The 20434-nt window shown below is 47.1% G+C and carries 24 protein-coding genes, 3 tRNA genes and 4 pseudogenes; 16 read left to right on the top strand and 15 right to left on the bottom strand.

Annotated elements, in window-relative coordinates; all coding sequences use genetic code 11:
- The first annotated feature begins 11 nt into the window (after positions 1-11).
- From ACQGXV_RS02935 to ACQGXV_RS02925, 3 genes are read left to right on the top strand one after another with little or no spacing between them, the layout of a single operon-like run.
- A complete protein-coding gene (locus tag ACQGXV_RS02935; RefSeq protein WP_440864826.1) occupies positions 12-446 on the top strand; it encodes a hypothetical protein in 435 nt (144 codons plus the stop codon).
- Complete coding sequence (locus ACQGXV_RS02930) at positions 447-812, top strand: IS630 transposase-related protein (RefSeq protein WP_440862584.1); 366 nt, start codon at positions 447-449, stop codon at positions 810-812.
- Complete coding sequence (locus ACQGXV_RS02925; protein WP_440867190.1) at positions 736-1155, top strand: transposase; 420 nt, start codon at positions 736-738, stop codon at positions 1153-1155. The genes ACQGXV_RS02930 and ACQGXV_RS02925 overlap by 77 nt, the downstream gene beginning before the upstream one ends.
- 150 nt (positions 1156-1305) lie before the next feature.
- On the opposite strand, the gene ACQGXV_RS02920 is transcribed toward ACQGXV_RS02925, so the two are convergent.
- Both ACQGXV_RS02920 and ACQGXV_RS02915 read right to left on the bottom strand, forming a co-directional pair.
- Positions 1306-1917, bottom strand: coding sequence for an IS630 family transposase (locus ACQGXV_RS02920; protein ID WP_440867188.1), 612 nt, complete (start codon positions 1915-1917; stop codon positions 1306-1308).
- Positions 1841-2206, bottom strand: a complete 366-nt coding sequence (locus tag ACQGXV_RS02915) for an IS630 transposase-related protein (protein WP_440862584.1) — start codon at positions 2204-2206, stop codon at positions 1841-1843. The genes ACQGXV_RS02920 and ACQGXV_RS02915 overlap by 77 nt, the downstream gene beginning before the upstream one ends.
- A 268-nt stretch (positions 2207-2474) precedes the next feature.
- Here ACQGXV_RS02915 and ACQGXV_RS02910 point away from each other — a divergent pair, with 268 nt between their 5' ends.
- The 5 genes from ACQGXV_RS02910 (at position 2475) to ACQGXV_RS02890 (ending at position 6699) form a co-directional block, all read left to right on the top strand.
- Entirely contained in the window at positions 2475-3014 is a 540-nt protein-coding gene (locus tag ACQGXV_RS02910; RefSeq protein ID WP_440864825.1) for an IS630 family transposase, read from the top strand.
- Between the two features lie 247 nt (positions 3015-3261).
- Positions 3262-3549, top strand: a complete 288-nt coding sequence (locus ACQGXV_RS02905) for a hypothetical protein (RefSeq protein WP_440864824.1) — start codon at positions 3262-3264, stop codon at positions 3547-3549.
- 924 nt (positions 3550-4473) lie between these two features.
- Complete coding sequence (locus tag ACQGXV_RS02900) at positions 4474-5409, top strand: Tar ligand binding domain-containing protein (protein ID WP_440864823.1); 936 nt, start codon at positions 4474-4476, stop codon at positions 5407-5409.
- 467 nt (positions 5410-5876) lie between these two features.
- The gene (locus tag ACQGXV_RS02895) at positions 5877-6242 is read left to right on the top strand and encodes an IS630 transposase-related protein (RefSeq protein ID WP_440862584.1); all 366 of its coding nucleotides are present in this window, start codon (positions 5877-5879) and stop codon (positions 6240-6242) included.
- Positions 6166-6699, top strand: coding sequence for an IS630 family transposase (locus ACQGXV_RS02890; protein ID WP_440867179.1), 534 nt, complete (start codon positions 6166-6168; stop codon positions 6697-6699). Before ACQGXV_RS02895 ends, ACQGXV_RS02890 begins: the two co-directional genes overlap by 77 nt.
- Before the next feature lie 21 nt (positions 6700-6720).
- Here ACQGXV_RS02890 and ACQGXV_RS02885 read toward each other — a convergent pair.
- From ACQGXV_RS02885 to ACQGXV_RS02875, 3 genes and pseudogenes are all read right to left on the bottom strand, one after another.
- Positions 6721-7188, bottom strand: a pseudogene (locus tag ACQGXV_RS02885) (ATP-binding protein); the annotation flags it as partial.
- Positions 7185-8232 (bottom strand): annotated as a pseudogene (gene istA / locus ACQGXV_RS02880) (IS21 family transposase); the annotation flags it as partial. The pseudogenes ACQGXV_RS02885 and istA, both read right to left, overlap by 4 nt.
- A 174-nt stretch (positions 8233-8406) precedes the next feature.
- A complete protein-coding gene (locus ACQGXV_RS02875; RefSeq protein ID WP_440864822.1) occupies positions 8407-8505 on the bottom strand; it encodes a helix-turn-helix domain-containing protein in 99 nt (32 codons plus the stop codon).
- Positions 8506-8592: 87 nt separating this feature from the next.
- Between ACQGXV_RS02875 and ACQGXV_RS02870 the strand changes: the two are divergent.
- A pseudogene (locus tag ACQGXV_RS02870) lies at positions 8593-9007 on the top strand (helix-turn-helix domain-containing protein); the annotation flags it as partial.
- Between the two features lie 37 nt (positions 9008-9044).
- Here ACQGXV_RS02870 and ACQGXV_RS02865 read toward each other — a convergent pair.
- The 3 genes from ACQGXV_RS02865 to ACQGXV_RS02855 all read right to left on the bottom strand — a co-directional run bounded on the left by ACQGXV_RS02865 (position 9045) and on the right by ACQGXV_RS02855 (position 10506).
- Positions 9045-9233 (bottom strand): hypothetical protein, encoded by a 189-nt coding sequence (locus ACQGXV_RS02865; protein ID WP_440864821.1) that lies wholly within the window; start codon positions 9231-9233, stop codon positions 9045-9047.
- Entirely contained in the window at positions 9196-9498 is a 303-nt protein-coding gene (locus ACQGXV_RS02860) for a transposase family protein (protein WP_440867186.1), read from the bottom strand. Before ACQGXV_RS02860 ends, ACQGXV_RS02865 begins: the two co-directional genes overlap by 38 nt.
- An 84-nt stretch (positions 9499-9582) precedes the next feature.
- Entirely contained in the window at positions 9583-10506 is a 924-nt protein-coding gene (locus tag ACQGXV_RS02855) for an IS5 family transposase (protein WP_440864820.1), read from the bottom strand.
- Between ACQGXV_RS02855 and ACQGXV_RS02850 the strand changes: the two genes are divergently transcribed.
- The gene (locus tag ACQGXV_RS02850; protein WP_440863967.1) at positions 10500-10625 is read left to right on the top strand and encodes a hypothetical protein; all 126 of its coding nucleotides are present in this window, start codon (positions 10500-10502) and stop codon (positions 10623-10625) included. The two genes, ACQGXV_RS02855 and ACQGXV_RS02850, sit on opposite strands and share 7 nt — an antisense overlap.
- Here the strand turns inward: ACQGXV_RS02850 and ACQGXV_RS02845 are convergent.
- Complete coding sequence (locus tag ACQGXV_RS02845) at positions 10589-11197, bottom strand: transposase family protein (protein ID WP_440864819.1); 609 nt, start codon at positions 11195-11197, stop codon at positions 10589-10591. The two genes, ACQGXV_RS02850 and ACQGXV_RS02845, sit on opposite strands and share 37 nt — an antisense overlap.
- Positions 11198-11407: 210 nt before the next feature.
- Between ACQGXV_RS02845 and ACQGXV_RS02840 the strand changes: the two genes are divergently transcribed.
- The 5 genes from ACQGXV_RS02840 to ACQGXV_RS02820 all read left to right on the top strand — a co-directional run bounded on the left by ACQGXV_RS02840 (position 11408) and on the right by ACQGXV_RS02820 (position 16508).
- Positions 11408-12331 carry an IS5 family transposase gene (locus ACQGXV_RS02840; RefSeq protein WP_440864818.1) on the top strand — a complete coding sequence of 308 codons (924 nt, stop codon included), beginning with the start codon at positions 11408-11410 and terminating at the stop codon, positions 12329-12331.
- A 379-nt stretch (positions 12332-12710) separates the two neighbouring features.
- Positions 12711-13721, top strand: coding sequence for a sulfate ABC transporter substrate-binding protein (locus ACQGXV_RS02835; protein WP_440867184.1), 1011 nt, complete (start codon positions 12711-12713; stop codon positions 13719-13721).
- 97 nt (positions 13722-13818) lie between these two features.
- The gene (gene cysT / locus ACQGXV_RS02830) at positions 13819-14631 is read left to right on the top strand and encodes a sulfate ABC transporter permease subunit CysT (RefSeq protein ID WP_440864817.1); all 813 of its coding nucleotides are present in this window, start codon (positions 13819-13821) and stop codon (positions 14629-14631) included.
- A gap of 10 nt (positions 14632-14641) precedes the next feature.
- The gene (gene cysW, locus ACQGXV_RS02825; protein WP_440864816.1) at positions 14642-15535 is read left to right on the top strand and encodes a sulfate ABC transporter permease subunit CysW; all 894 of its coding nucleotides are present in this window, start codon (positions 14642-14644) and stop codon (positions 15533-15535) included.
- Entirely contained in the window at positions 15516-16508 is a 993-nt protein-coding gene (locus ACQGXV_RS02820) for a sulfate/molybdate ABC transporter ATP-binding protein (protein WP_440864815.1), read from the top strand. The genes cysW and ACQGXV_RS02820 overlap by 20 nt, the downstream gene beginning before the upstream one ends.
- A 93-nt stretch (positions 16509-16601) precedes the next feature.
- Here ACQGXV_RS02820 and ACQGXV_RS02815 read toward each other — a convergent pair whose 3' ends face one another.
- The 4 genes from ACQGXV_RS02815 to ACQGXV_RS02800 form a co-directional block, all read right to left on the bottom strand.
- Positions 16602-17036 (bottom strand): DoxX family protein, encoded by a 435-nt coding sequence (locus tag ACQGXV_RS02815; protein WP_440864814.1) that lies wholly within the window; start codon positions 17034-17036, stop codon positions 16602-16604.
- Positions 17037-17359: 323 nt separating this feature from the next.
- Positions 17360-17435: transfer RNA gene (locus ACQGXV_RS02810), tRNA-Lys, on the bottom strand.
- A 7-nt stretch (positions 17436-17442) separates the two neighbouring features.
- A tRNA-Val gene (locus ACQGXV_RS02805) sits at positions 17443-17518 on the bottom strand.
- Between the two features lie 103 nt (positions 17519-17621).
- A tRNA-Val gene (locus tag ACQGXV_RS02800) sits at positions 17622-17697 on the bottom strand.
- Between the two features lie 268 nt (positions 17698-17965).
- On the opposite strand from ACQGXV_RS02800, the gene gltX reads away from it, so the two are divergent.
- Positions 17966-19381, top strand: a complete 1416-nt coding sequence (gene gltX, locus ACQGXV_RS02795; RefSeq protein ID WP_440864813.1) for a glutamate--tRNA ligase — start codon at positions 17966-17968, stop codon at positions 19379-19381.
- 101 nt (positions 19382-19482) lie between these two features.
- On the opposite strand, the pseudogene ACQGXV_RS02790 reads toward gltX, so the two are convergent.
- Both ACQGXV_RS02790 and ACQGXV_RS02785 read right to left on the bottom strand, forming a co-directional pair.
- Positions 19483-19923 (bottom strand): annotated as a pseudogene (locus ACQGXV_RS02790) (transposase); the annotation flags it as partial.
- Positions 19924-19938: 15 nt separating this feature from the next.
- Positions 19939-20418 (bottom strand): IS630 transposase-related protein, encoded by a 480-nt coding sequence (locus ACQGXV_RS02785; RefSeq protein WP_440864812.1) that lies wholly within the window; start codon positions 20416-20418, stop codon positions 19939-19941.
- Positions 20419-20434: the final 16 nt, after the last annotated feature.

Raw genomic sequence — 20434 nt, 5'->3', positions numbered from 1 at the left:
AAGGGATCGTTATGAAAGGAAAGATGTTTGGCTGCGCGAAGCCGGTTCAGACAATGGAATTGGTAAGTGGTTTTTCTGTTTTGGCGCTGTGTGTGGGCACTGCACTGTGGCCCGCTTTAGCGGGGGCGGCACAGACCAGCACTGCGGTGGGTGATAACACCCACCAGAGCGCTGCGCAATCTGTCTCATCACCGGGTAAAAAGAGTGGTGACACGCTGGTGGTTACCGCCACAGGGGGGGCTGCGGGGCAGGATGTAACCGGCGATTACAGCACCAAATTGACCTCAGCGGGGACACGCTTGCTGTTAAGTCCGCGTGATATTCCGCAATCCATTACCATCGTGAATAAACAACGCATGCAGGATCAGAACCTGCAAACGGTGGGCGACGTGTTGGATAACGTGGTTGGTATAGCTAAACGACTTAATTTTGATTACATTATTTAAATGAGCTATTCAATTGATTTTAGACGTAAAGTGATATCTACACGGAAAAACGAAGGGTTGAGTATCCGAGAAACAGCGAAGCAATTTCGGATTGGCCCTGCCTCTGTATCGCGTTGGATTAATCAAATAGAGTCAAAAGCATCGACCACGCGTCAGCGAAAGATCGATAAATCCGAGTTGATAAAAGATGTTGAACAATATCCAGATGCTTACCAAAAAGAACGTGCAGAGCGTTTTGGCGTTTGTCAGAAGGCCATTTGGCAAGCGCTTAAAAAGCTGGGATTGACCTATAAAAAAAACTCTACGTCATCCGAAAGCCGACGAAAACGCCCGGCAGGGATTTCAACAAAAAAAACAACAGTATGAAAAAGAAGGTAAACCTATTGTTTTTATTGATGAAAGTGGTTTTTCACACGATGCACCACGGACTCACGGCTATTCCCCAAAAGGTCAACGGTGTTTTGGCCTGAAGAACTGGGGAGCTAGGGGAAGAACAAATGTTATCGGCGCTTTATTAGGCACAACGCTGTTTGCTATCGGATTATTTGATATCAATATTAACAGCGATGTTTTCTATGCCTGGGTCACACAAGTCCTTATCCCAGTACTCCCTAAAAACAGTGTAATCATGATGGACAATGCCACTTTTCACAAAAAACATAATATTCAACAAGTCATCATCGATGCAGGGTATATGGGGCTTTGTTGAATAATTTAACCGTTTGATTTACATCTTCTTTAGTTAGAATGCATTTACAGAGAATGTATTTTGTTAGAACGACAAATCAAATAGTTAGCACAATAAAAAGCATTCCGAGAGGAAAAATTAGTCGTTGAAATTTTATAATGCTTATATAAATCAGTATCTTAAATTATTCAACAAAGCCGGTATATGGTGGAGTATTTGCCTACATATAGCCAAGCGACTTAATTTTGATTGCACCATATGGACTGAGAACAAACTCTCTGTATCGCAACCCATCTCTCTTTTTTTGCTTTTTGCTTGTGCCCATTTATGCTCAATTGGGTTAAGATCTGGCGAATATGTAGGCAAATACTCCACCATATACCCTGCATCGATGATGACTTGTTGAATATTATGTTTTTTGTGAAAAGTGGCATTGTCCATCATGATTACACTGTTTTTAGGGAGTACTGGGATAAGGACTTGTGTGACCCAGGCATAGAAAACATCGCTGTTAATATTGATATCAAATAATCCGATAGCAAACAGCGTTGTGCCTAATAAAGCGCCGATAACATTTGTTCTTCCCCTAGCTCCCCAGTTCTTCAGGCCAAAACACCGTTGACCTTTTGGGGAATAGCCGTGAGTCCGTGGGGCATCGTGTGAAAAACCACTTTCATCAATAAAAACAATAGGTTTACCTTCTTTTTCATACTGTTGTTTTTTTTGTTGAAATCCCTGCCGGGCGTTTTCGTCGGCTTTCGGATGACGTAGAGTTTTTTTTATAGGTCAATCCCAGCTTTTTAAGCGCTTGCCAAATGGCCTTCTGACAAACGCCAAAACGCTCTGCACGTTCTTTTTGGTAAGCATCTGGATATTGTTCAACATCTTTTATCAACTCGGATTTATCGATCTTTCGCTGACGCGTGGTCGATGCTTTTGACTCTATTTGATTAATCCAACGCGATACAGAGGCAGGGCCAATCCGAAATTGCTTCGCTGTTTCTCGGATACTCAACCCTTCGTTTTTCCGTGTAGATATCACTTTACGTCTAAAATCAATTGAATAGCTCATTTAAATAATGTAATCAAAATTAAGTCGTTTAGCTATATCAGCAACTTCCTCATCAGGGAAAACGTTACAGGTACAATGCCGAAAACCTCAAATCAGGCCCTATTCCCAACCGTGTTGGTATTGAGTATCGCCCAGCTCAAGCCGAGCTTAAACAAGAGCCTGGCCACTTCGAAATTGACACTATAGCCAACCGACTTAAAAATGATTACATCCTATGCCCTGATATGCGGCAAAGAAGCATAGCTGGCTGTTATCAAAATAATGTCGCTTGGCTATAAAAAAAACTCTACGTCATCCGAAAGCCGACGAAAACGCCCGGCAGGGATTTCAACAAAAAAAACAACAGTATGAAAAAGAAGGTAAACCTATTGTTTTTATTGATGAAAGTGGTTTTTCACACGATACCCCACGGACTCACGGCTATTCCCCAAAAGGTCAACGGTGTTTTGGCCTGAAGAACTGGGGAGCTAGGGGAAGAACAAATGTTATCGGCGCTTTATTAGGCACAACGCTGTTTGCTATCGGATTATTTGATATCAATATTAACAGCGATGTTTTCTATGCCTGGGTCACACAAGTCCTTATCCCAGTACTCCCTAAAAACAGTGTAATCATGATGGACAATGCCACTTTTCACAAAAAACATAATATTCAACAAGTCATCATCGATGCAGGGTATATGGTGGAGTATTTGCCTACATATTCGCCAGATCTTAACCCAATTGAGCATAAATGGGCACAAGCAAAAAGCAAAAAAAGAGAGATGGGTTGCGATACAGAGAGTTTGTTCTCAGTCCATATGGTGTAATCAAAATTAAGTCGCTTGGCTATACCTGCGGCATCATTGTCTGGAATAAAATCCTATTGGGATAGGTTCTTACTATGCGGTAGCCAATCTGGGCTTGATGGATTATGAAAGTGTCCGACATGAAATGATGATCATTGTCGGCAAGATATTAGCGATTGAGCCTAATAACGTCATTGCCCTTTCTTTATAAGGGTTATTGCTTTGCGCTGAAAATAACAAGTAAGCAGCAAGTAAATTTCATTTAGCCATGTTATTATCACCCACTGTTGCCGAGGTGTATTATTACTATGCTTGTCATCTGGTGCAACAAGGGGATTTAGATAAAGCAATGCAGATGAATAATATGTGCATGGATCTCAATGATGCCTTTTATTCTCCTAAAATATTGTGTGTTATCATCAATTATCTCCTCGGTAATATCCAAGAGGCCGTAAGGTATGGCGAAGATACACTCAATACTGATTCACTCGGAAATACGATCATGCGGGGGTTGCTGGCGTTGTGCACACCGGCACAACAAAACATTCAGCAATAACCGCTGATAAAATGGGATTCTCGAGAGCACATGTTGGGAATTCATTTTCCTTAGCATCTTGAATGATGTAAGACCTGTGCTGATAATGAAGAGAGGGTTTTATTATTGATTTTAGTCTGTGAATTGAGATTAAATACCATTTAAAAATATTGATGTCATCATTCGGTATTGTCTCCTTTCTTTGGGATTGCATTTATGGGGATGGTAGGGCGTGTTGATAGGGGATGGCCTGAATTTGTTAACTTACCGCCGAGTTTTCTAGGAAAGAAATCTCATCTCTCAACGCAAACTAAATGTGTATCACAATAAAATGATTAAGATACACGCTTTATGGCTATTTGTGCTATATAGCAATGTGAAGTTATACAAATATAGGTGGATATTATATGGATATACATTACATCTGCTCTGCGTTTAAAACTGCCTACCAGATAGAAGATCTTGATTTCCTCGAGTTTGAAAGTAGTTTAGTGTTGTTTTCAAAAGAAAAAAGGATGATCTTCGAATTCCACTGCCAATCGGATAAAGCTGATGTGAAAAAGTGCATAGATGCATGGCTCTACCAGCGGGTTTTTGTACAAAGGATGCAGAAAAATTCTGAGCATGGGCTGGAAGTGAAGGAAATAATTAGGAAAATGACACATTAATTTTATTTAAGTTTCTAGGCCGGTGCGTGTTTTTTTTACTTAAATTTCAGTCTGTTATTTTAATCTTTGATGTTTGTTAATGAGAATGTTAATTTTTAATAACGTATTCTTTGACCAAAATGAACTCAGTGCAGTGTAATTGCTATGTTTATCATGATGATGAGCGTGTTTCATTATTTTTGATACCCATGACTGTGTTGCGTAAATGTAATCAAGAAACGCGGTTTATTGACGATATTGCCTCTAGGCATCTATTCCTAGACCAAAGAGGCGAACCATGTTCAAAAACGTTAAAGTCATCACAGGGATTTCGATTGCCTTTGCTGTCTTTATTTTATTACAGATAATCACCAGCATACTGTTTTACTCCTCAGTAAATAACGATAAGCAAAACTTTCAAAAATCTGAAATCTTGAACTTTCAGCAAGAACAGCTTACTGATAGTTTTCAATCACTTGTTAAGACTCGCGTTGTCATCACTCGCGTGGCCATCCGTTTTTTGAAAAACCAGAAAGATGAGAAATCCATTGCGGCAATCAATGCGCTCCTGGCAACCGCCAGCACGACGCTTGATACGGCCGAAAAACAGTTTAATCGCTATCAGTCTTCCCCCCGACTCGAAGGGCAAAGCGATGCCATTGCTAAAAAAGTAGAGAATGATTTTCGCCAACTGCATGATATTTTTAAAATGTCGATCCAGTATCTGCAACGTGGCGACTATGACGCTTATGGCAATCTTGATGCTCAACTGGCGCAAGACAATTTAGAGCAGAGCTATAACACCTGGAGGGAGCAGAATAATATGTTGGTCAGTGCCGGGCAGCGTGAAAATCTCTCCAGCTTTGTGTCGATGCAATGGACGATTGGGAGCATAGCGCTGGTATTGATTTTGGTTGTTGTAAGCGCGTGGGGTCTGCTACAACGCATTCTCTTCCAGCTGCTGAGCCGCGTTATCCATCATATTCGTGCGATATCCGGAGGCGATCTTACGCAGGCCATTGAGGCAGAAAGTAAGAATGAAATTGGCCAGCTCGCTTCACGTTTAAAAGAGATGCAAAGTTCCTTAATCACTACCGTGGGAGACGTTCGACCAGTTCTGACAGTATCTATACCGGGGCCAGCGAAATCTCAGTGGGCAGTAATGATCTGTCGTCAAGAACCGAGCAGCAGGCTTCCGCATTGGAAGAAACGGCTGCAAGCATGGAACAGTTGACGGCAACAGTGAAACAGAACACCGACAATGCGCGACAAGCGGCTGCTTTGGCTAAAAATGCATCAGAAACAGGGCGTTGTTGAATAATTTAACGTTTTGATTTACAACTTCTTTAGGTGGGATGCATGTACAGAAAATGTATTTTGTTAGAGCGATAAATCAAATAGTTAGCACAATAAAAAGCATTACGGTAGTAAAATTTAGTCGTTAAAATTTTATAATACCCATTTAAATCAGTATTTTAAATTATTCAACAAAGCCCAGAAACAGCGCAAAAAGGTAGGAACGTCGTAAATACCGTTATTTGTATTAGTCGCGACTTGATCTGACACATGACCTTGAAAGGTTGAGAGTTACCGGTTTTGATATGGGTGTCTAAGCCCCATTCCCACTCGAAACGCAACAAAACGGTAGAGGCTTATGCCACCAGTATAGCTAAACGACTTAATTTTGATTACATTATTTAAATGAGCTATTCAATTGATTTTAGACGTAAAGTGATATCTACACGGAAAAACGAAGGGTTGAGTATCCGAGAAACAGCGAAGCAATTTCGGATTGGCCCTGCCTCTGTATCGCGTTGGATTAATCAAATAGAGTCAAAAGCATCGACCACGCGTCAGCGAAAGATCGATAAATCCGAGTTGATAAAAGATGTTGAACAATATCCAGATGCTTACCAAAAAGAACGTGCAGAGCGTTTTGGCGTTTGTCAGAAGGCCATTTGGCAAGCGCTTAAAAAGCTGGGATTGACCTATAAAAAAAACTCTACGTCATCCGAAAGCCGACGAAAACGCCCGGCAGGGATTTCAACAAAAAAAACAACAGTATGAAAAAGAAGGTAAACCTATTGTTTTTATTGATGAAAGTGGTTTTTCACACGATACCCCACGGACTCACGGCTATTCCCCAAAAGGTCAACGGTGTTTTGGCCTGAAGAACTGGGGAGCTAGGGGAAGAACAAATGTTATCGGCGCTTTATTAGGCACAACGCTGTTTGCTATCGGATTATTTGATATCAATATTAACAGCGATGTTTTCTATGCCTGGGTCACACAAGTCCTTATCCCAGTACTCCCTAAAAACAGTGTAATCATGATGGACAATGCCACTTTTCACAAAAAACATAATATTCAACAAGTCATCATCGATGCAGGGTATATGGTGGAGTATTTGCCTACATATTCGCCAGATCTTAACCCAATTGAGCATAAATGGGCACAAGCAAAAAGCAAAAAAAGAGAGATGGGTTGCGATACAGAGAGTTTGTTCTCAGTCCATATGGTGTAATCAAAATTAAGTCGCTTGGCTATAGCTTTTTAACTCCCCCTGACGATGTGATGCGAGCAGCTGTAGCATCAGATCTGCGGCTGTGACGAACCGAATACTCATTCCGGCCATCGCGGCTCTGTAGCCGAGTGCTGTCGCCAGGTGCGTTTTACCTACCCCGGACGGACCCAGCAAGACCAGGTTCTCCTGACGCTCGATAAACGCCAGCCCGGCCAACTCCTGGATCTGACTGCGAGGTACGCCACTCGCAAAGGCGAAATCAAACTGCTCCAGCGTCTTGATCACCGGTAGGCCTGATAAACGCAAAATAGTCTGCCGGCGCCGTTCGTTCAGCCCATCATGCTGAAGCTGTAAAGCAGCTTCAAGGAAGTCGGCATGAGTGCCGTTGCTGTCGATCGTCGTCTGAGCAACGGCGGGCCACTCAGCCGGTAATCTATCGAGCTTAAGCTGCTCGCAGAGCGCTGCGATACGATCATGCTGGAGGTTCATGCTTCTACCTCCAGTAGCGCCTGATACGTAGCCAACGGGTGCTGGAGACTCTCTGTGGGTATGGGGCGCGAGCAACTCGCCGGTACCGGTGGAGGCAATGCCAGTGTTATCTTCGGCAATGGCAACAACGCAGCCCGCTCACGCGGCATGCGTTGTTCAGGCGGAATACCGGTGGTGCCATGTTTACGGGTGTTGGCAACGGTGATCAACCACTCACCAATGCGTGCATTAGCCGCGGGGGCGTCCAGTATCAGCCCAGCCTGGCGAAACGTGGCGGCAAGCGGCACAACAAAGCTGTTCTTGAGGTAATGGTTGAAGCGTTCGACCTTGCCCTTAGTCTTGGCGCGGTAGGGACGGCAAACTTTAGGCGTAAAGGCATACTTCTCAGCCAGTTGCATCAACTGTGGGTTCCAGCGATGCTTGCCGGGCCCGTAGACATCACGCTCAATAATGATGGCCTTGGCGTTGTCGAACAGCAACTAATGCGGAGTTCCGCCAAAGAACTTAAGTGCAGACTCAATGCCGTCACACCAGGCTGCGGACTCCTGGTTGCTGTAGAACTTGACGAAAGTCGCCCGGCTCCAGCCCAGCGTAGCGACGAAGGCCAGCAACGGGTTATGGCCCTGCCTGACGATGGTGAAATCAACCTGCATCTGTACGCCGGGTTCGGTCTCAAAGCGCGTGACCGCCTCAGTAACGGGCTGCTTCATGGGGTGTAGAAATGCGGTAAGCATGCTATAGCCAAGCGACATTATTTTGATAACAGCCAGCTATGCTTCTTTGCCGCATATCAGGGCATAGGATGTAATCATTTTTAAGTCGGTTGGCTATATAGCCGCCATCATATCCCCGTTGGCCTATCTCGCGCAGCAGCACACTGGCCGGTATCCACTGTGGTCTGGCAGCAGCAACGCGCTCGAGAACATACGGCTTGAACGGGTCAAGCTTGCATGTTGTAGGCATACGCGGCTTGTAACGCATGTCAGCCACCGGTAGTGGACTACGGATATATCGTCGAACGGTCTCGCGGGAGCATGAAAGCTGGGCTTTGTTGAATAATTTAAGATACTGATTTATATAAGCATTATAAAATTTCAACGACTAATTTTTCCTCTCGGAATGCTTTTTATTGTGCTAACTATTTGATTTGTCGTTCTAACAAAATACATTCTCTGTAAATGCATTCTAACTAAAGAAGATGTAAATCAAACGGTTAAATTATTCAACAAAGCCTGAAAGCTGCCGCGCGATGGCGCGGATGGACATGCCTTGACGGTGTAAAACGTGAATCTCCACTCTGGTCTCCAATGTCATCATTGGCAGTGCCTTAAAACTGCCATTTTTACCCTAGGTGGGTCAGATTTACATCGGCAGGTGGGCCAGTTTTACATCGGTAGCGACAGGAAACAGCGAATGCCCAGCCAGCGCTGCTACTATTATCAGGATTTAATGCTGCCGGTGTTGCTCGATAGTCTGCGCGGTGGTTGGCAGGCCAATGAACTGGTTCGTCCGCTGGCAAAACTGAAAGCGATGGATGGCAACGGGTTGCTGCGACGCACGCTTAACGCCTGGTTTCGCAATATAGCCAACCGACTTAAAAATGATTACATCCTATGCCCTGATATGCGGCAAAGAAGCATAGCTGGCTGTTATCAAAATAATGTCGCTTGGCTATAACGTTCAGCCGGGTGCTACGGCTAAGGCGCTGTTCATCCATCGTAATACGCTTGAATATCGCCTGAACCGGATTTCCGAACTGACTGGGCTGGATTTGGGAAACTTTGACGATCGTTTGCTGCTCTATAAGCGTGTTGCTTAATAGTGAAATAAGGGTGTTTCGGTGATTGAAGTAAATTTTACGCTGTTCTGAGATGGAAATTCCAAAGACCGGCGCTAAGGAGTAAGAAGGTATCATCAATAAAGGGTTTACGATTCCGTAAAATTTGGGTCATGCAACCGAGGCGCTTGATACCCGCGATGGCGTGTTCAACTGTATAGCCAACCGACTTAAAAATGATTACAGCCGATGCCCTGATATGTGGCAAAGAAGCATAGCTGGCTGTTATCAAAATAATGTCGCTTAGCTATAATACGGATGCCCGAGATTATTTTATTTTCTTGTTTTTGTTCAGGCGATAAAGGTCTTTTTCGAGTTCCTTTTTTTGGGATTTGTGTATTAGTATGCTGTTTATCTATACCTTGAAAACCGGTATCTGCCCAGATGGTTACCTCAGGAGGAATATGGCGAATTATATCGACTTTATCGAGTAAGCGTTTATCGTGACGGCGCCCATTTTTGCTCATGGGGATAAATCCAATTTGCCTTGTTTCGTCAGTCGGCTTTGTTGAATAAATCAGAATTAGCCGACAGGATGACTCCCTCTGCTACACCTGTTATCCTATCCTGACGCTGTGTGGCATACCCAACAACGTCATACGGTTCAGCGCTTTGACCATCGCTATGGCTTCACCTACTTGAGCCTCATAGTCACGCAGGCTCAGATGGCCACCCAGCAAAGTTTTTATGCGGAACATCGCTGTTTCTGCCACTGAACGCCGGTGATAACCCACTTTCTTTTTCCACATATCATTACTCCCGCTCAGACGCTGATTCGCCACCGCATGGTTACGTTTATGGTACTTGTCCGGCCAGTATTTGGCTCCGCTTCGCGGCGGGATAAGGGGCCTGATTTTCTTTCTTAGCAACGCATCGTGGCAGTAACGGGCGTCATAAGCACCGTCTGCTGACACTTCCCTGATTTTTCGGTGGGTTTGGTTAATCAGGCCCGGCAGTGCCTGCGCATCTGTCGTTCCGCTGAGCGATAAGTCGGCACAGATAATCTCATGCGTCGCACTGTCTGCTGCCAGATGAAGCTTGCGCCACACTCTTCGTCTGTCAGCCCCATGCTGCCTGACTTTCCATTCACCTTCGCCAAAGACCTTCAGACCGGTACTGTCGATGACCAGATGCGAGATTTCACCACGCGTTGGCGTTTTTATGCTGATACTGACGGTTTTTGCCCGCCGACTGACCAGAGAGTAGTCCGGGCAGCGCAGTGGCAGGCTCATCAGTGTAAAAACCGAGTCGACAAAGCCCTGTAATGCCCGGAGCGACAGGTTAAACACGCGCTTTATCATCAAAACCGTGGTAACAGCCATATCGGTGTAGTAAAGCGGCCGACCACGACCTTCAGGCGAAGAACTGTCAGTCCATGCAGCGATGGCCGACTCATCAAGCCAGACCGTCAGGGAGCCGCGTTGTCTGAGTGCTTTGTTGTAGGTGGGCCAGTTGGTGATTTTAAACTTTTGCTTTGCCATGGGGAGCTGCTATAGCCAACCGACTTAAAAATGATTACATCCTATGCCCTGATATGCGGCAAAGAAGCATAGCTGGCTGTTATCAAAATAATGTCGCTTGGCTATATCGGGAGCGATGATAGTGCTTTGATCCGGCGATCCCCTGAAAGTTCGATTTATTCAACAAAGCCTCGTCAGTCATAATAAGCCCTTTTCGAGTGGTCTGTCTTTTCTTTCCCGAATACATTTTTTTTCGCCGACGCAGATTCTTAGGCTTTTGGACAGGTCGCTCTGTCCCATCAATAAAGACGTCTTTAACTCCAGGAAAGGCGCGAAAAAATTCCTCAGCAGAGCGAATTTGACGAGCGGGCAAAACACATTCTCGCCCCAAGGTCATCTCTAAAACCGGCAATAATATTTTTACCCAGCGACATACCCGTGTTCTATCTAAACCAAAAAGAAGTCCTTGCAAATCATAGGTCGGATAACATTTTAAATACAATAAAATAAAAAGCAGTTTATCTAATGGGGTTGGTATAAATCCTTTCTGCCCTGCACCCATCTGCCGCTCGTGATCTTTTCGATTCTTTTTCCGATAAATCAAATAACAAGCTGAAAATTCAGCGGCTAAATTTTTCAATTCTTCGACTGATAATCCAATGATTGCTTTACATAAACGATTATCTCGTAACAACCGCTCTTTGTTGATCATTTCAAACCTTTATTCTCTAAGTTAAACCTCTTTTTATTCTCAATAGCCTGACAAAAAATGCAAGTCTCTATTCAGCAACTAGTTTGATGACATTGGAGACCAGAGTGGAGATTCACGTTTTACACCGTCAAGGCGGCTTTGTTGAATAAATCGAACTTTCAGGGGATCGCCGGATCAGAGCACTATCATCGCTCCCGATAGCAGCTCCCCATGGCAAAGCAAAAGTTTAAAATCACCAACTGGCCCACCTACAACAAAGCACTCAGACAACGCGGCTCCCTGACGGTCTGGCTTGATGAGCCCGCCATCGCTGCATGGAATGACAGTGCTTCGCCTGAAGGTCGTGGTCGGCCGCTTTACTACACCGATATGGCTGTTACCACGGTTTTGATGATAAAGCGCGTGTTTAACCTGTCGCTCCGGGCATTACAGGGCTTTGTCGACTCGGTTTTTACACTGATGAGCCTGCCACTGCGCTGCCCGGACTACTCTCTGGTCAGTCGGCGGGCAAAAACCGTCAGTATCAGCATAAAAACGCCAACGCGTGGTGAAATCTCGCATCTGGTCATCGACAGTACCGGTCTGAAGGTCTTTGGCGAAGGTGAATGGAAAGTCAGGCAGCATGGGGCTGACAGACGAAGAGTGTGGCGCAAGCTTCATCTGGCAGCAGACAGTGCGACGCATGAGATTATCTGTGCCGACTTATCGCTCAGCGGAACGACAGATGCGCAGGCACTGCCGGGCCTGATTAACCAAACCCACCGAAAAATCAGGGAAGTGTCAGCAGACGGTGCTTATGACGCCCGTTACTGCCACGATGCGTTGCTGAGAAAGAAAATCAGGCCCCTTATCCCGCCGCGAAGCGGAGCGAAATACTGGCCGGACAAGTACTATGAACGTAACCATGCGGTGGCGAATCAGCGTCTGAGCGGGAGTAATGATATGTGGAAAAAGAAAGTGGGTTATCACCGGCGTTCAGTGGCAGAAACAGCGATGTTCCGCATAAAAACTTTGCTGGGTGGCTACCTGAGCCTGCGTGACTACGATGCTCAGGTGGGTGAAGCCATGGCGATGGTCAAAGCGCTGAATCGTATGACGTTGTTGGGTATGCCACACAGCGTCAGGATCGGATAACAGGTGTAGCAGAGGGAGTCATCCTGTCGGCTAATTCTGATTTATTCAACAAAGCCCTCAATAGCCTGACAAAAAATGCAAGTCTCTATTCAGCAACTAGTTTTATGTTGCCCTGCAACTCGATGAAGAAGAATAATCTGCTATCTGATTGATCCAAGGGGCCTATGGCCCCTTTTTGCTGCCTACTAACCGCTAATCTGCTTAGATTTAAAAAACGCAATAGGCTCAAAGAATATAACGCGAGAGCATAAATTATCGCGAAACAATATTTTTGCCCCCACCCCCTATCCTCTATTGTCACTCCATGTTGTGAGCCCATTGCCCGCACTATGCCAAACACACTACACAAATTACGAAAAATGTTGAGGGAGTGATAATGATGTCAATAAGTCGTCTGGGAGTATCTCTTGCAGCAGCAACGGTATTATTTGCGGGCGCTGCGTCTGCGGCAACGGAATTGTTGAACGTGTCTTATGACCCAACGCGTGAGCTGTATCAGGAATATAACGCTGCCTTTATTAAACATTGGAAAGAAACCACCGGCGAAACGCTTTCCATTAAAAACTCCCACGGTGGCTCCGGCAAACAGGCTCGCTCGGTGATTGATGGTTTGCAGGCGGACGTGGTGACGCTGGCGCTGGCGGGCGATATTGATGCCCTGAATCTGAACCAGCCGCTGATCGATCCCAAATGGCAGGCACGCCTGCCGGATAACAGCACGCCTTACACCTCCACCATTGTGTTCCTGGTACGTAAAGGCAACCCGAAGAATATTAAGGACTGGGGCGATCTGGTGAAGCCGGGCGTCGAAGTGATCACGCCGAATCCGAAAACGTCCGGCGGTGCGCGTTGGAACTTCCTGGCGGCCTGTGCCTACGCCAAACACCTGCCGGGTGGAAGTGACGAGAGCGCGCTGAAATTCGTGACTGAACTTTATCGTCATGCGCCGGTATTAGACACCGGTGCGCGCGGTGCCACCATCAGTTTCGTACAGCGCCAACTGGGCGATGTGCTGCTGGCGTGGGAAAACGAAGCCTATCTGTCACTGAAAGAGCAGGGCGGCGATCAGTTAGAAATCGTCACGCCATCTCTGTCTATTCTGGCTGAGCCGCCGGTTGCCGTTGTGGACAAAGTGGTTGAGCGCAAAGGTACAAAAAAGCAGGCTGAAGCCTACCTGAAATACCTCTACAGCGACGATGCGCAGCGCATTATCGGTAAGAATTCCTACCGTCCGCGCAATGCCAAGATTGCTGAAGAATTCAAAGGCCAATTCGCACCAGTGAAACTGGTGACCATCGATGAAGAGTTTGGTGGCTGGACAAAAGTGCAGGACCAATACTTTAATGATGGTGGCGTTTTTGATAAGATTTTCAATGAAATCAATAAATAACTTTTTAAAATGCCTACTGGCTGGCCGCTACTTCGATAGCGGATTTGCCATGTGGATGAGCTGGTTCACTGAACGATTGCATTAAGAAAGGCTTGGTATGTCACGACGCATTTCTCCCGTCATTCCTGGTTTTGACCTTACCTTAGGGTTTAGCCTCAGCTACTTGAGTTTGATTGTGCTGATCCCGCTGGCGGGCATGTTTGTCTACGCCAGTCAGCTTACACTCGCGCAATTCTGGACGTTGATCACCAGCCGTCAGGTGCTGTTTTCACTGCAACTCTCTTTTGGTATGGCGCTGGCGGCAGCTTTTGTCAATGGCATCCTGGGAACCTTGCTAGCCTGGGTGCTGGTGCGCTATCAGTTTCCGGGGCGCAAAGTGATCGATGCCATGATCGACATGCCTTTTGCGCTGCCCACGGCGGTGGCGGGTATTGCACTTACGGCACTGTATGCGCCGAATGGGCTGATTGGCGGACTGTTTCCTTTCAAGATTGCCTATACCAGCTTGGGTATCACGCTGGCATTGATTTTTGTCACTTTGCCCTTTGTGGTGAGAACGCTGCAACCGGTGCTGGCTGATATTCCTCGCGAAGTGGAGGAGGCGGCCGCCTGTCTGGGGGCAAAACCGGCTCAGGTATTTTGGCATGTGCTGCTGCCCGCTCTGCTGCCTGCCTGGTTGACGGGCTTCGCACTGGCGTTTGCGCGCGGGGTAGGGGAATACGGCTCGGTGGTGTTTATTGCCGGCAATATTCCGTTTAAAACCGAAATACTGCCGCTGCTGATTGTCTCCAAGCTCGATCAGTATGACTACAAAGGTGCTACCGGTATCAGCGTATTTATGCTGTTGGTCTCTTTCATTATGCTGCTGCTGATTAACCTATTGCAGCGTCGTATTCAGCCCAAACTGTAAGGCGGTGACAATGGAACAGGTAATTGCTACCGCGGCTCGGACTCCCAAGGGAAAAAAACGCGCAACGACCTATTACGTGCTGGTGACGCTGGCTTGGCTGGTGTTTTTTCTGGTTCTGGTATTGCCGTTATTGATGGTGCTGACGCAGGGATTGGCGAAAGGCGTGGGGGCGTTCTGGCAGGCGATTTCGGAACCGGATGCGATTTCTGCGCTGAAACTGACGTTATTGGCGACGGCAATATCCGTACCGCTTAATGTGGTGTTCGGATTGGCGACCGCCTGGAGCGTGACCAAATTTGAATTTCGCGGCAAAAGCTTGCTGCTAGCACTGATTGATTTGCCCTTCTCGGTATCGCCGGTAGTGGTGGGGTTGGTGTATGTGCTGCTGTTTGGTGCGCAAAGCTATTTTTACCCTTTCCTGACCGCGCATCATCTTGAAATTGTCTATGCCGTGCCGGGAATTGTGCTGGCAACCATTTTTGTCACCTTGCCCTATGTGGCGCGCGAGCTGATTCCATTGATGGAGCAGCAGGGCTCTCAGGAGGAGGAGGCTGCCCGTTTGCTGGGTGCCAACGGCTGGCAGATGTTTTGGTATATCACGTTGCCCAATGTGAAATGGGCGCTGATTTACGGCGTGGTGCTCTGTACGGCGCGTGCCATGGGTGAGTTTGGCGCGGTGTCCGTGGTTTCTGGCCATATTCGTGGTCTGACCAACACCTTACCGTTGCACATTGAGATCCTTTACAACGAATACAACATTGTAGCCGCTTTTAGCGTGGCGATTTTATTGTTGCTGATGTCGTTAGTGGTATTGCTGCTGCGCCAATGGAGTGAAGGGCGTCTGGCAAAACAGGTTGAGAAACACCAACAGGAGCTGGCTCCAAATGAGCATTGCTATTCGTAATATAAACAAACAGTTTGGCCAGTTCCGGGCCTTGAATGAAATTAATCTGGCCATCAACAGCGGCGAGCTAGTGGCACTGCTGGGGCCATCGGGCTGCGGAAAAACGACCTTGTTGCGTATCATTGCCGGCCTTGAAAAGCCGGACAGCGGACAGATCGTTTTTCACGGCGAAGATGTGTCGGTACACGATGTGCGCGATCGCAATGTCGGCTTTGTGTTCCAGCACTATGCGCTGTTTCGCCATATGACCGTGTTTGACAACGTGGCGTTTGGGCTACGCATGAAGCCGCGCAGCATACGCCCTTCCAAGCGCGATATTGAAGTGAAAGTGCATGAATTACTGAATATGGTGCAGCTAGACTGGTTGGCGGATCGTTATCCGGAACAGCTCTCTGGCGGTCAGCGTCAACGTATTGCACTGGCCCGTGCACTGATTGTTGAGCCGCGTATTTTGCTGTTGGATGAGCCTTTTGGCGCGCTGGATGCCAAAGTGCGTAAAGAACTGCGCCGCTGGCTGTCGCGTTTACATGAGAACATCAATCTGACATCGGTGTTTGTGACGCACGATCAGGAGGAAGCTATGGAAGTCTCTGACCGCATCGTGCTAATGAACAAGGGGGTTATCGAGCAGATTGGCTCACCTGCTGAGGTGTATAATCACCCGGCCAGCGAGTTTGTCTATCACTTCCTTGGTGACAGCAACCGCCTGAAAGTGGCGCACAGTGAGAAACCAATCCTGTTCCGCCCTCATGAAGTGGCGATCTCTTCCGAGACGCGAGAAGGGTTTCAGCCAGTGGTGGTGCGAGATATTCGTCCCTTGGGCGCATTGACCCGTTTGTCACTGAAAGTTGAGGGGGAACCCGAACTGATTGAAGCCGAAGTGGCACAGGATGATATCAATCTCAACGGGTTGAAACGTGGCGATGTTATCCAGTTCAAACCCAAAGTGTATAACCACGATTGGGAAATTTAAACGACAGCGACAGTTTCGAAAAAAGACCAAACGGTTCATAACAAAACGCCCGCAATCGCGGGCGTTTTTTATTCAATTTCTTTGACGGTAAAATCAGCGGTAATCTAGGTTGGACACCACAGAGTAACGTCCACTCCCTACCAGCGTGATAATCAGGCCACCGAAGAAGTAGAGTGCTTCCACTTCCAGCGCCCAGGCACCGACTTTGGTCAGGGTAAAGAAATTACCGATACCGACCATCAGGGTGGCAACCACCAAGGTTAAGGCCGCAATCAGGCCGGAAACGCGGGTAAACACACCCAAAATAATCAGGATCGGAGCGACCACTTCACCAATGTACACGCCGTAAGCGATAAAGCCTGGCAGGCCCGCCGCTTGCAGCATTTGCACGATCCAACCCACGCCGTGCTCTATTTTGGCTACACCGTGAAACAGCAACAAAATACCAATGGTCAGACGCAGTAACAGAATGCCCGCATCCTGATGGTCTGCGAGGCGATTGAATGACCGATTGAGCTGAGCAATCATAATAATTAACCCTATGTATGTTCACAAAATTGTGGGAAGGACAACAGGGCGTAGTGTCGCCATTTTAGTGACGCAGAGAAAACAAATTTATTTGACATAGCTAATCAAAAAAATTGCTGTGGTTTGCGCGAGTGGCTTGCGGAGAAAGCGGAGGGTGTAAAAATTGCGTTGGGAAGATAGACAGGCAGTAACGTGGGGAAAGTAAGTCAGACTGAGCACAAGGACTGAGGGATTAAAAGAGTGCGATTATGTAGTTGTATGAGACCATACCGGAGAGGATGAAAAAAGGATACTTGGAGTATACGAAAGAATATCTGCGGAAATGGTGGGTCGTGCAGGATTCGAACCTGCGACCAATTGATTAAAAGTCAACTGCTCTACCGACTGAGCTAACGACCCGCAGAAGTGGTGGGTGATGACGGGATCGAACCGCCGACCCCCTCCTTGTAAGGGAGGTGCTCTCCCAGCTGAGCTAATCACCCAATTTCACTTTTTCTTACATCGTACTTCCGTGCTAACACAGTCGTACTTCATGCTGTGATACTTTACAACATGATACTTCACACAACGGGCACTCGAATTGAGTGGTGGGTGATGACGGGATCGAACCGCCGACCCCCTCCTTGTAAGGGAGGTGCTCTCCCAGCTGAGCTAATCACCCTCGCTGTGTGGAGTCGCATTATAGGGATAGTTGAAAGTGAGTCAACGCTTTTTAAATGCAAAATGCGTGTTCGTTGTAAAATTAGGCAACACGTCGTTTTTCTGGGCATTCATGGTCAATAATTCGGCGTAATACTCACCCTATTCAACGCGCAATGCGGTTACAGCGTTGAGGAATCAGGGCAGAGTGATAGAATATCGCCAACGTTTGACTGGAACCGTCGCTGGTGTCTGCCTGTCGCCCTTAAGTAACAAGGCTTATTATCCCAATGAAAATCAAAACTCGTTTCGCGCCAAGTCCCACTGGCTATTTGCATGTTGGCGGCGCTCGTACTGCGCTTTACTCCTGGCTGTTTGCCCGTCACCATCAGGGTGAGTTTGTTTTACGCATTGAAGACACGGACCTGGAGCGTTCAACGCAGGATGCCATTGATGCCATTATGGATGGCATGAACTGGCTGAACCTGGATTGGGATGAGGGCCCGTACTACCAGACCAAGCGTTTTGACCGCTACAATGCGGTGATTGATGACATGCTGGTGCAGGGCACCGCCTACAAATGCTATTGCAGCCGTGAGCGTCTGGAAGCGCTGCGTGAAGATCAAATGGCGAAGGGTGAGAAACCGCGCTATGACGGCTGCTGCCGCGATTCTCATGCGCATCATGCCGATGATGAGCCTCACGTGGTACGTTTTCGTAACCCGCAAGATGGTTCTGTGATTTTCAACGACCGTATTCGTGGTCCGATCGAATTTAGCAATCAGGAACTGGACGATCTGATCATTCGCCGTACTGATGGTTCGCCGACCTACAACTTCTGTGTAGTGATCGACGACTGGGATATGGAAATCACGCACGTTATTCGCGGTGAAGACCATATCAACAACACCCCGCGTCAAATCAATATCCTGAAAGCGTTGGGTGCGCCAGTGCCGGAATATGCCCATGTATCGATGATTCTGGGCGATGATGGCAAGAAACTGTCCAAACGCCACGGTGCCGTGGGCGTGATGCAGTATCGTGATGATGGTTATCTGCCGGAGGCGCTGCTCAACTATCTGGTCCGTTTGGGCTGGTCACATGGCGATCAGGAAATTTTCACCATCGACGAAATGACGCAGTTGTTTACGCTGGACGCTGTAAGCAAATCAGCCAGTGCCTTCAATACCGAGAAGTTGCAGTGGCTCAACCACCACTATATCAATCATCTGCCGGCTGAATATGTGGCAACGCACCTGTCATGGCACATTGAGCAGGAAGGGATTGACACCCGTACCGGGCCGCAACTGTGCGAACTGGTGACGCTGCTGGGTGAGCGCTGCAAGACGCTGAAAGAAATCGCGGCGTCCTGCCGTTATTTCTATGAAGACTTTACCGAGTTCGATGCCGATGCTGCCAAGAAACACTTGCGCCCGGTCGCTCGCCAGCCGTTGGAACTGGTGTGTGATAAACTGGCTGCCATCAGTGACTGGAATGCGGAAAACATTCACCACGCGATTCAGGGCACGGCAGACGAACTGCAACAGGGTATGGGCAAAGTCGGCATGCCGCTGCGTGTGGCGGTAACCGGCGCGGATCAATCACCGGGCGTCGATGTCACGGTGCATGCGGTGGGTCAGCAACGTGCATTGGCACGCATCGATAAAGCGCTGGCCTTTATCGTCGAGCGTGAAGCACAGCAATAATCGCGTAATCCTGCTATTGATTAACGCCCCGTGTGGCCCTCCTTCTTAGGAGCACGCTGCACGGTGCGTTTTTTATTCACAGCTTCGGGTCAATCATGATCTCACTGTGGCTGAATGGTCACTTCTAGCTCCTTTGCCATCGCATCGGGGATCACACTGCCATGGTGTTTACCTTCGAACAAGATATAGCCAAGCGACTTAATTTTGATTACACCATATGGACTGAGAACAAACTCTCTGTATCGCAACCCATCTCTCTTTTTTTGCTTTTTGCTTTTTGCTTGTGCCCATTTATGCTCAATTGGGTTAAGATCTGGCGAATATGTAGGCAAATACTCCACCATATACCCTGCATCGATGATGACTTGTTGAATATTATGTTTTTTGTGAAAAGTGGCATTGTCCATCATGATTACACTGTTTTTAGGGAGTACTGGGATAAGGACTTGTGTGACCCAGGCATAGAAAACATCGCTGTTAATATTGATATCAAATAATCCGATAGCAAACAGCGTTGTGCCTAATAAAGCGCCGATAACATTTGTTCTTCCCCTAGCTCACCAGTTCTTCAGGCCAAAACACCGTTGACCTTTTGGGGAATAGCCGTGAGTCCGTGGGGCATCGTGTGAAAAACCACTTTCATCAATAAAAACAATAGGTTTACCTTCTTTTTCATACTGTTGTTTTTTTGTTGAAATCCCTGCCGGGCGTTTTCGTCGGCTTTCGGATGACGTAGAGTTTTTTTTATAGGTCAATCCCAGCTTTTTAAGCGCTTGCCAAATGGCCTTCTGACAAACGCCAAAACGCTCTGCACGTTCTTTTTGGTAAGCATCTGGATATTGTTCAACATCTTTTATCAACTCGGATTTATCGATCTTTCGCTGACGCGTGGTCGATGCTTTTGACTCTATTTGATTAATCCAACGCGATACAGAGGCAGGGCCAATCCGAAATTGCTTCGCTGTTTCTCGGATACTCAACCCTTCGTTTTTCCGTGTAGATATCACTTTACGTCTAAAATCAATTGAATAGCTCATTAAGCGTGTTGCTTAA

Origin of the sequence: Symbiopectobacterium purcellii (genome assembly GCF_052050035.1) — a bacterium.
Classification (GTDB): domain Bacteria; phylum Pseudomonadota; class Gammaproteobacteria; order Enterobacterales; family Enterobacteriaceae; genus Symbiopectobacterium; species Symbiopectobacterium purcellii_A.
Note: the sequence above shows the minus strand (reverse complement) of the source record. Positions and strands in the feature narration are given on the sequence as shown.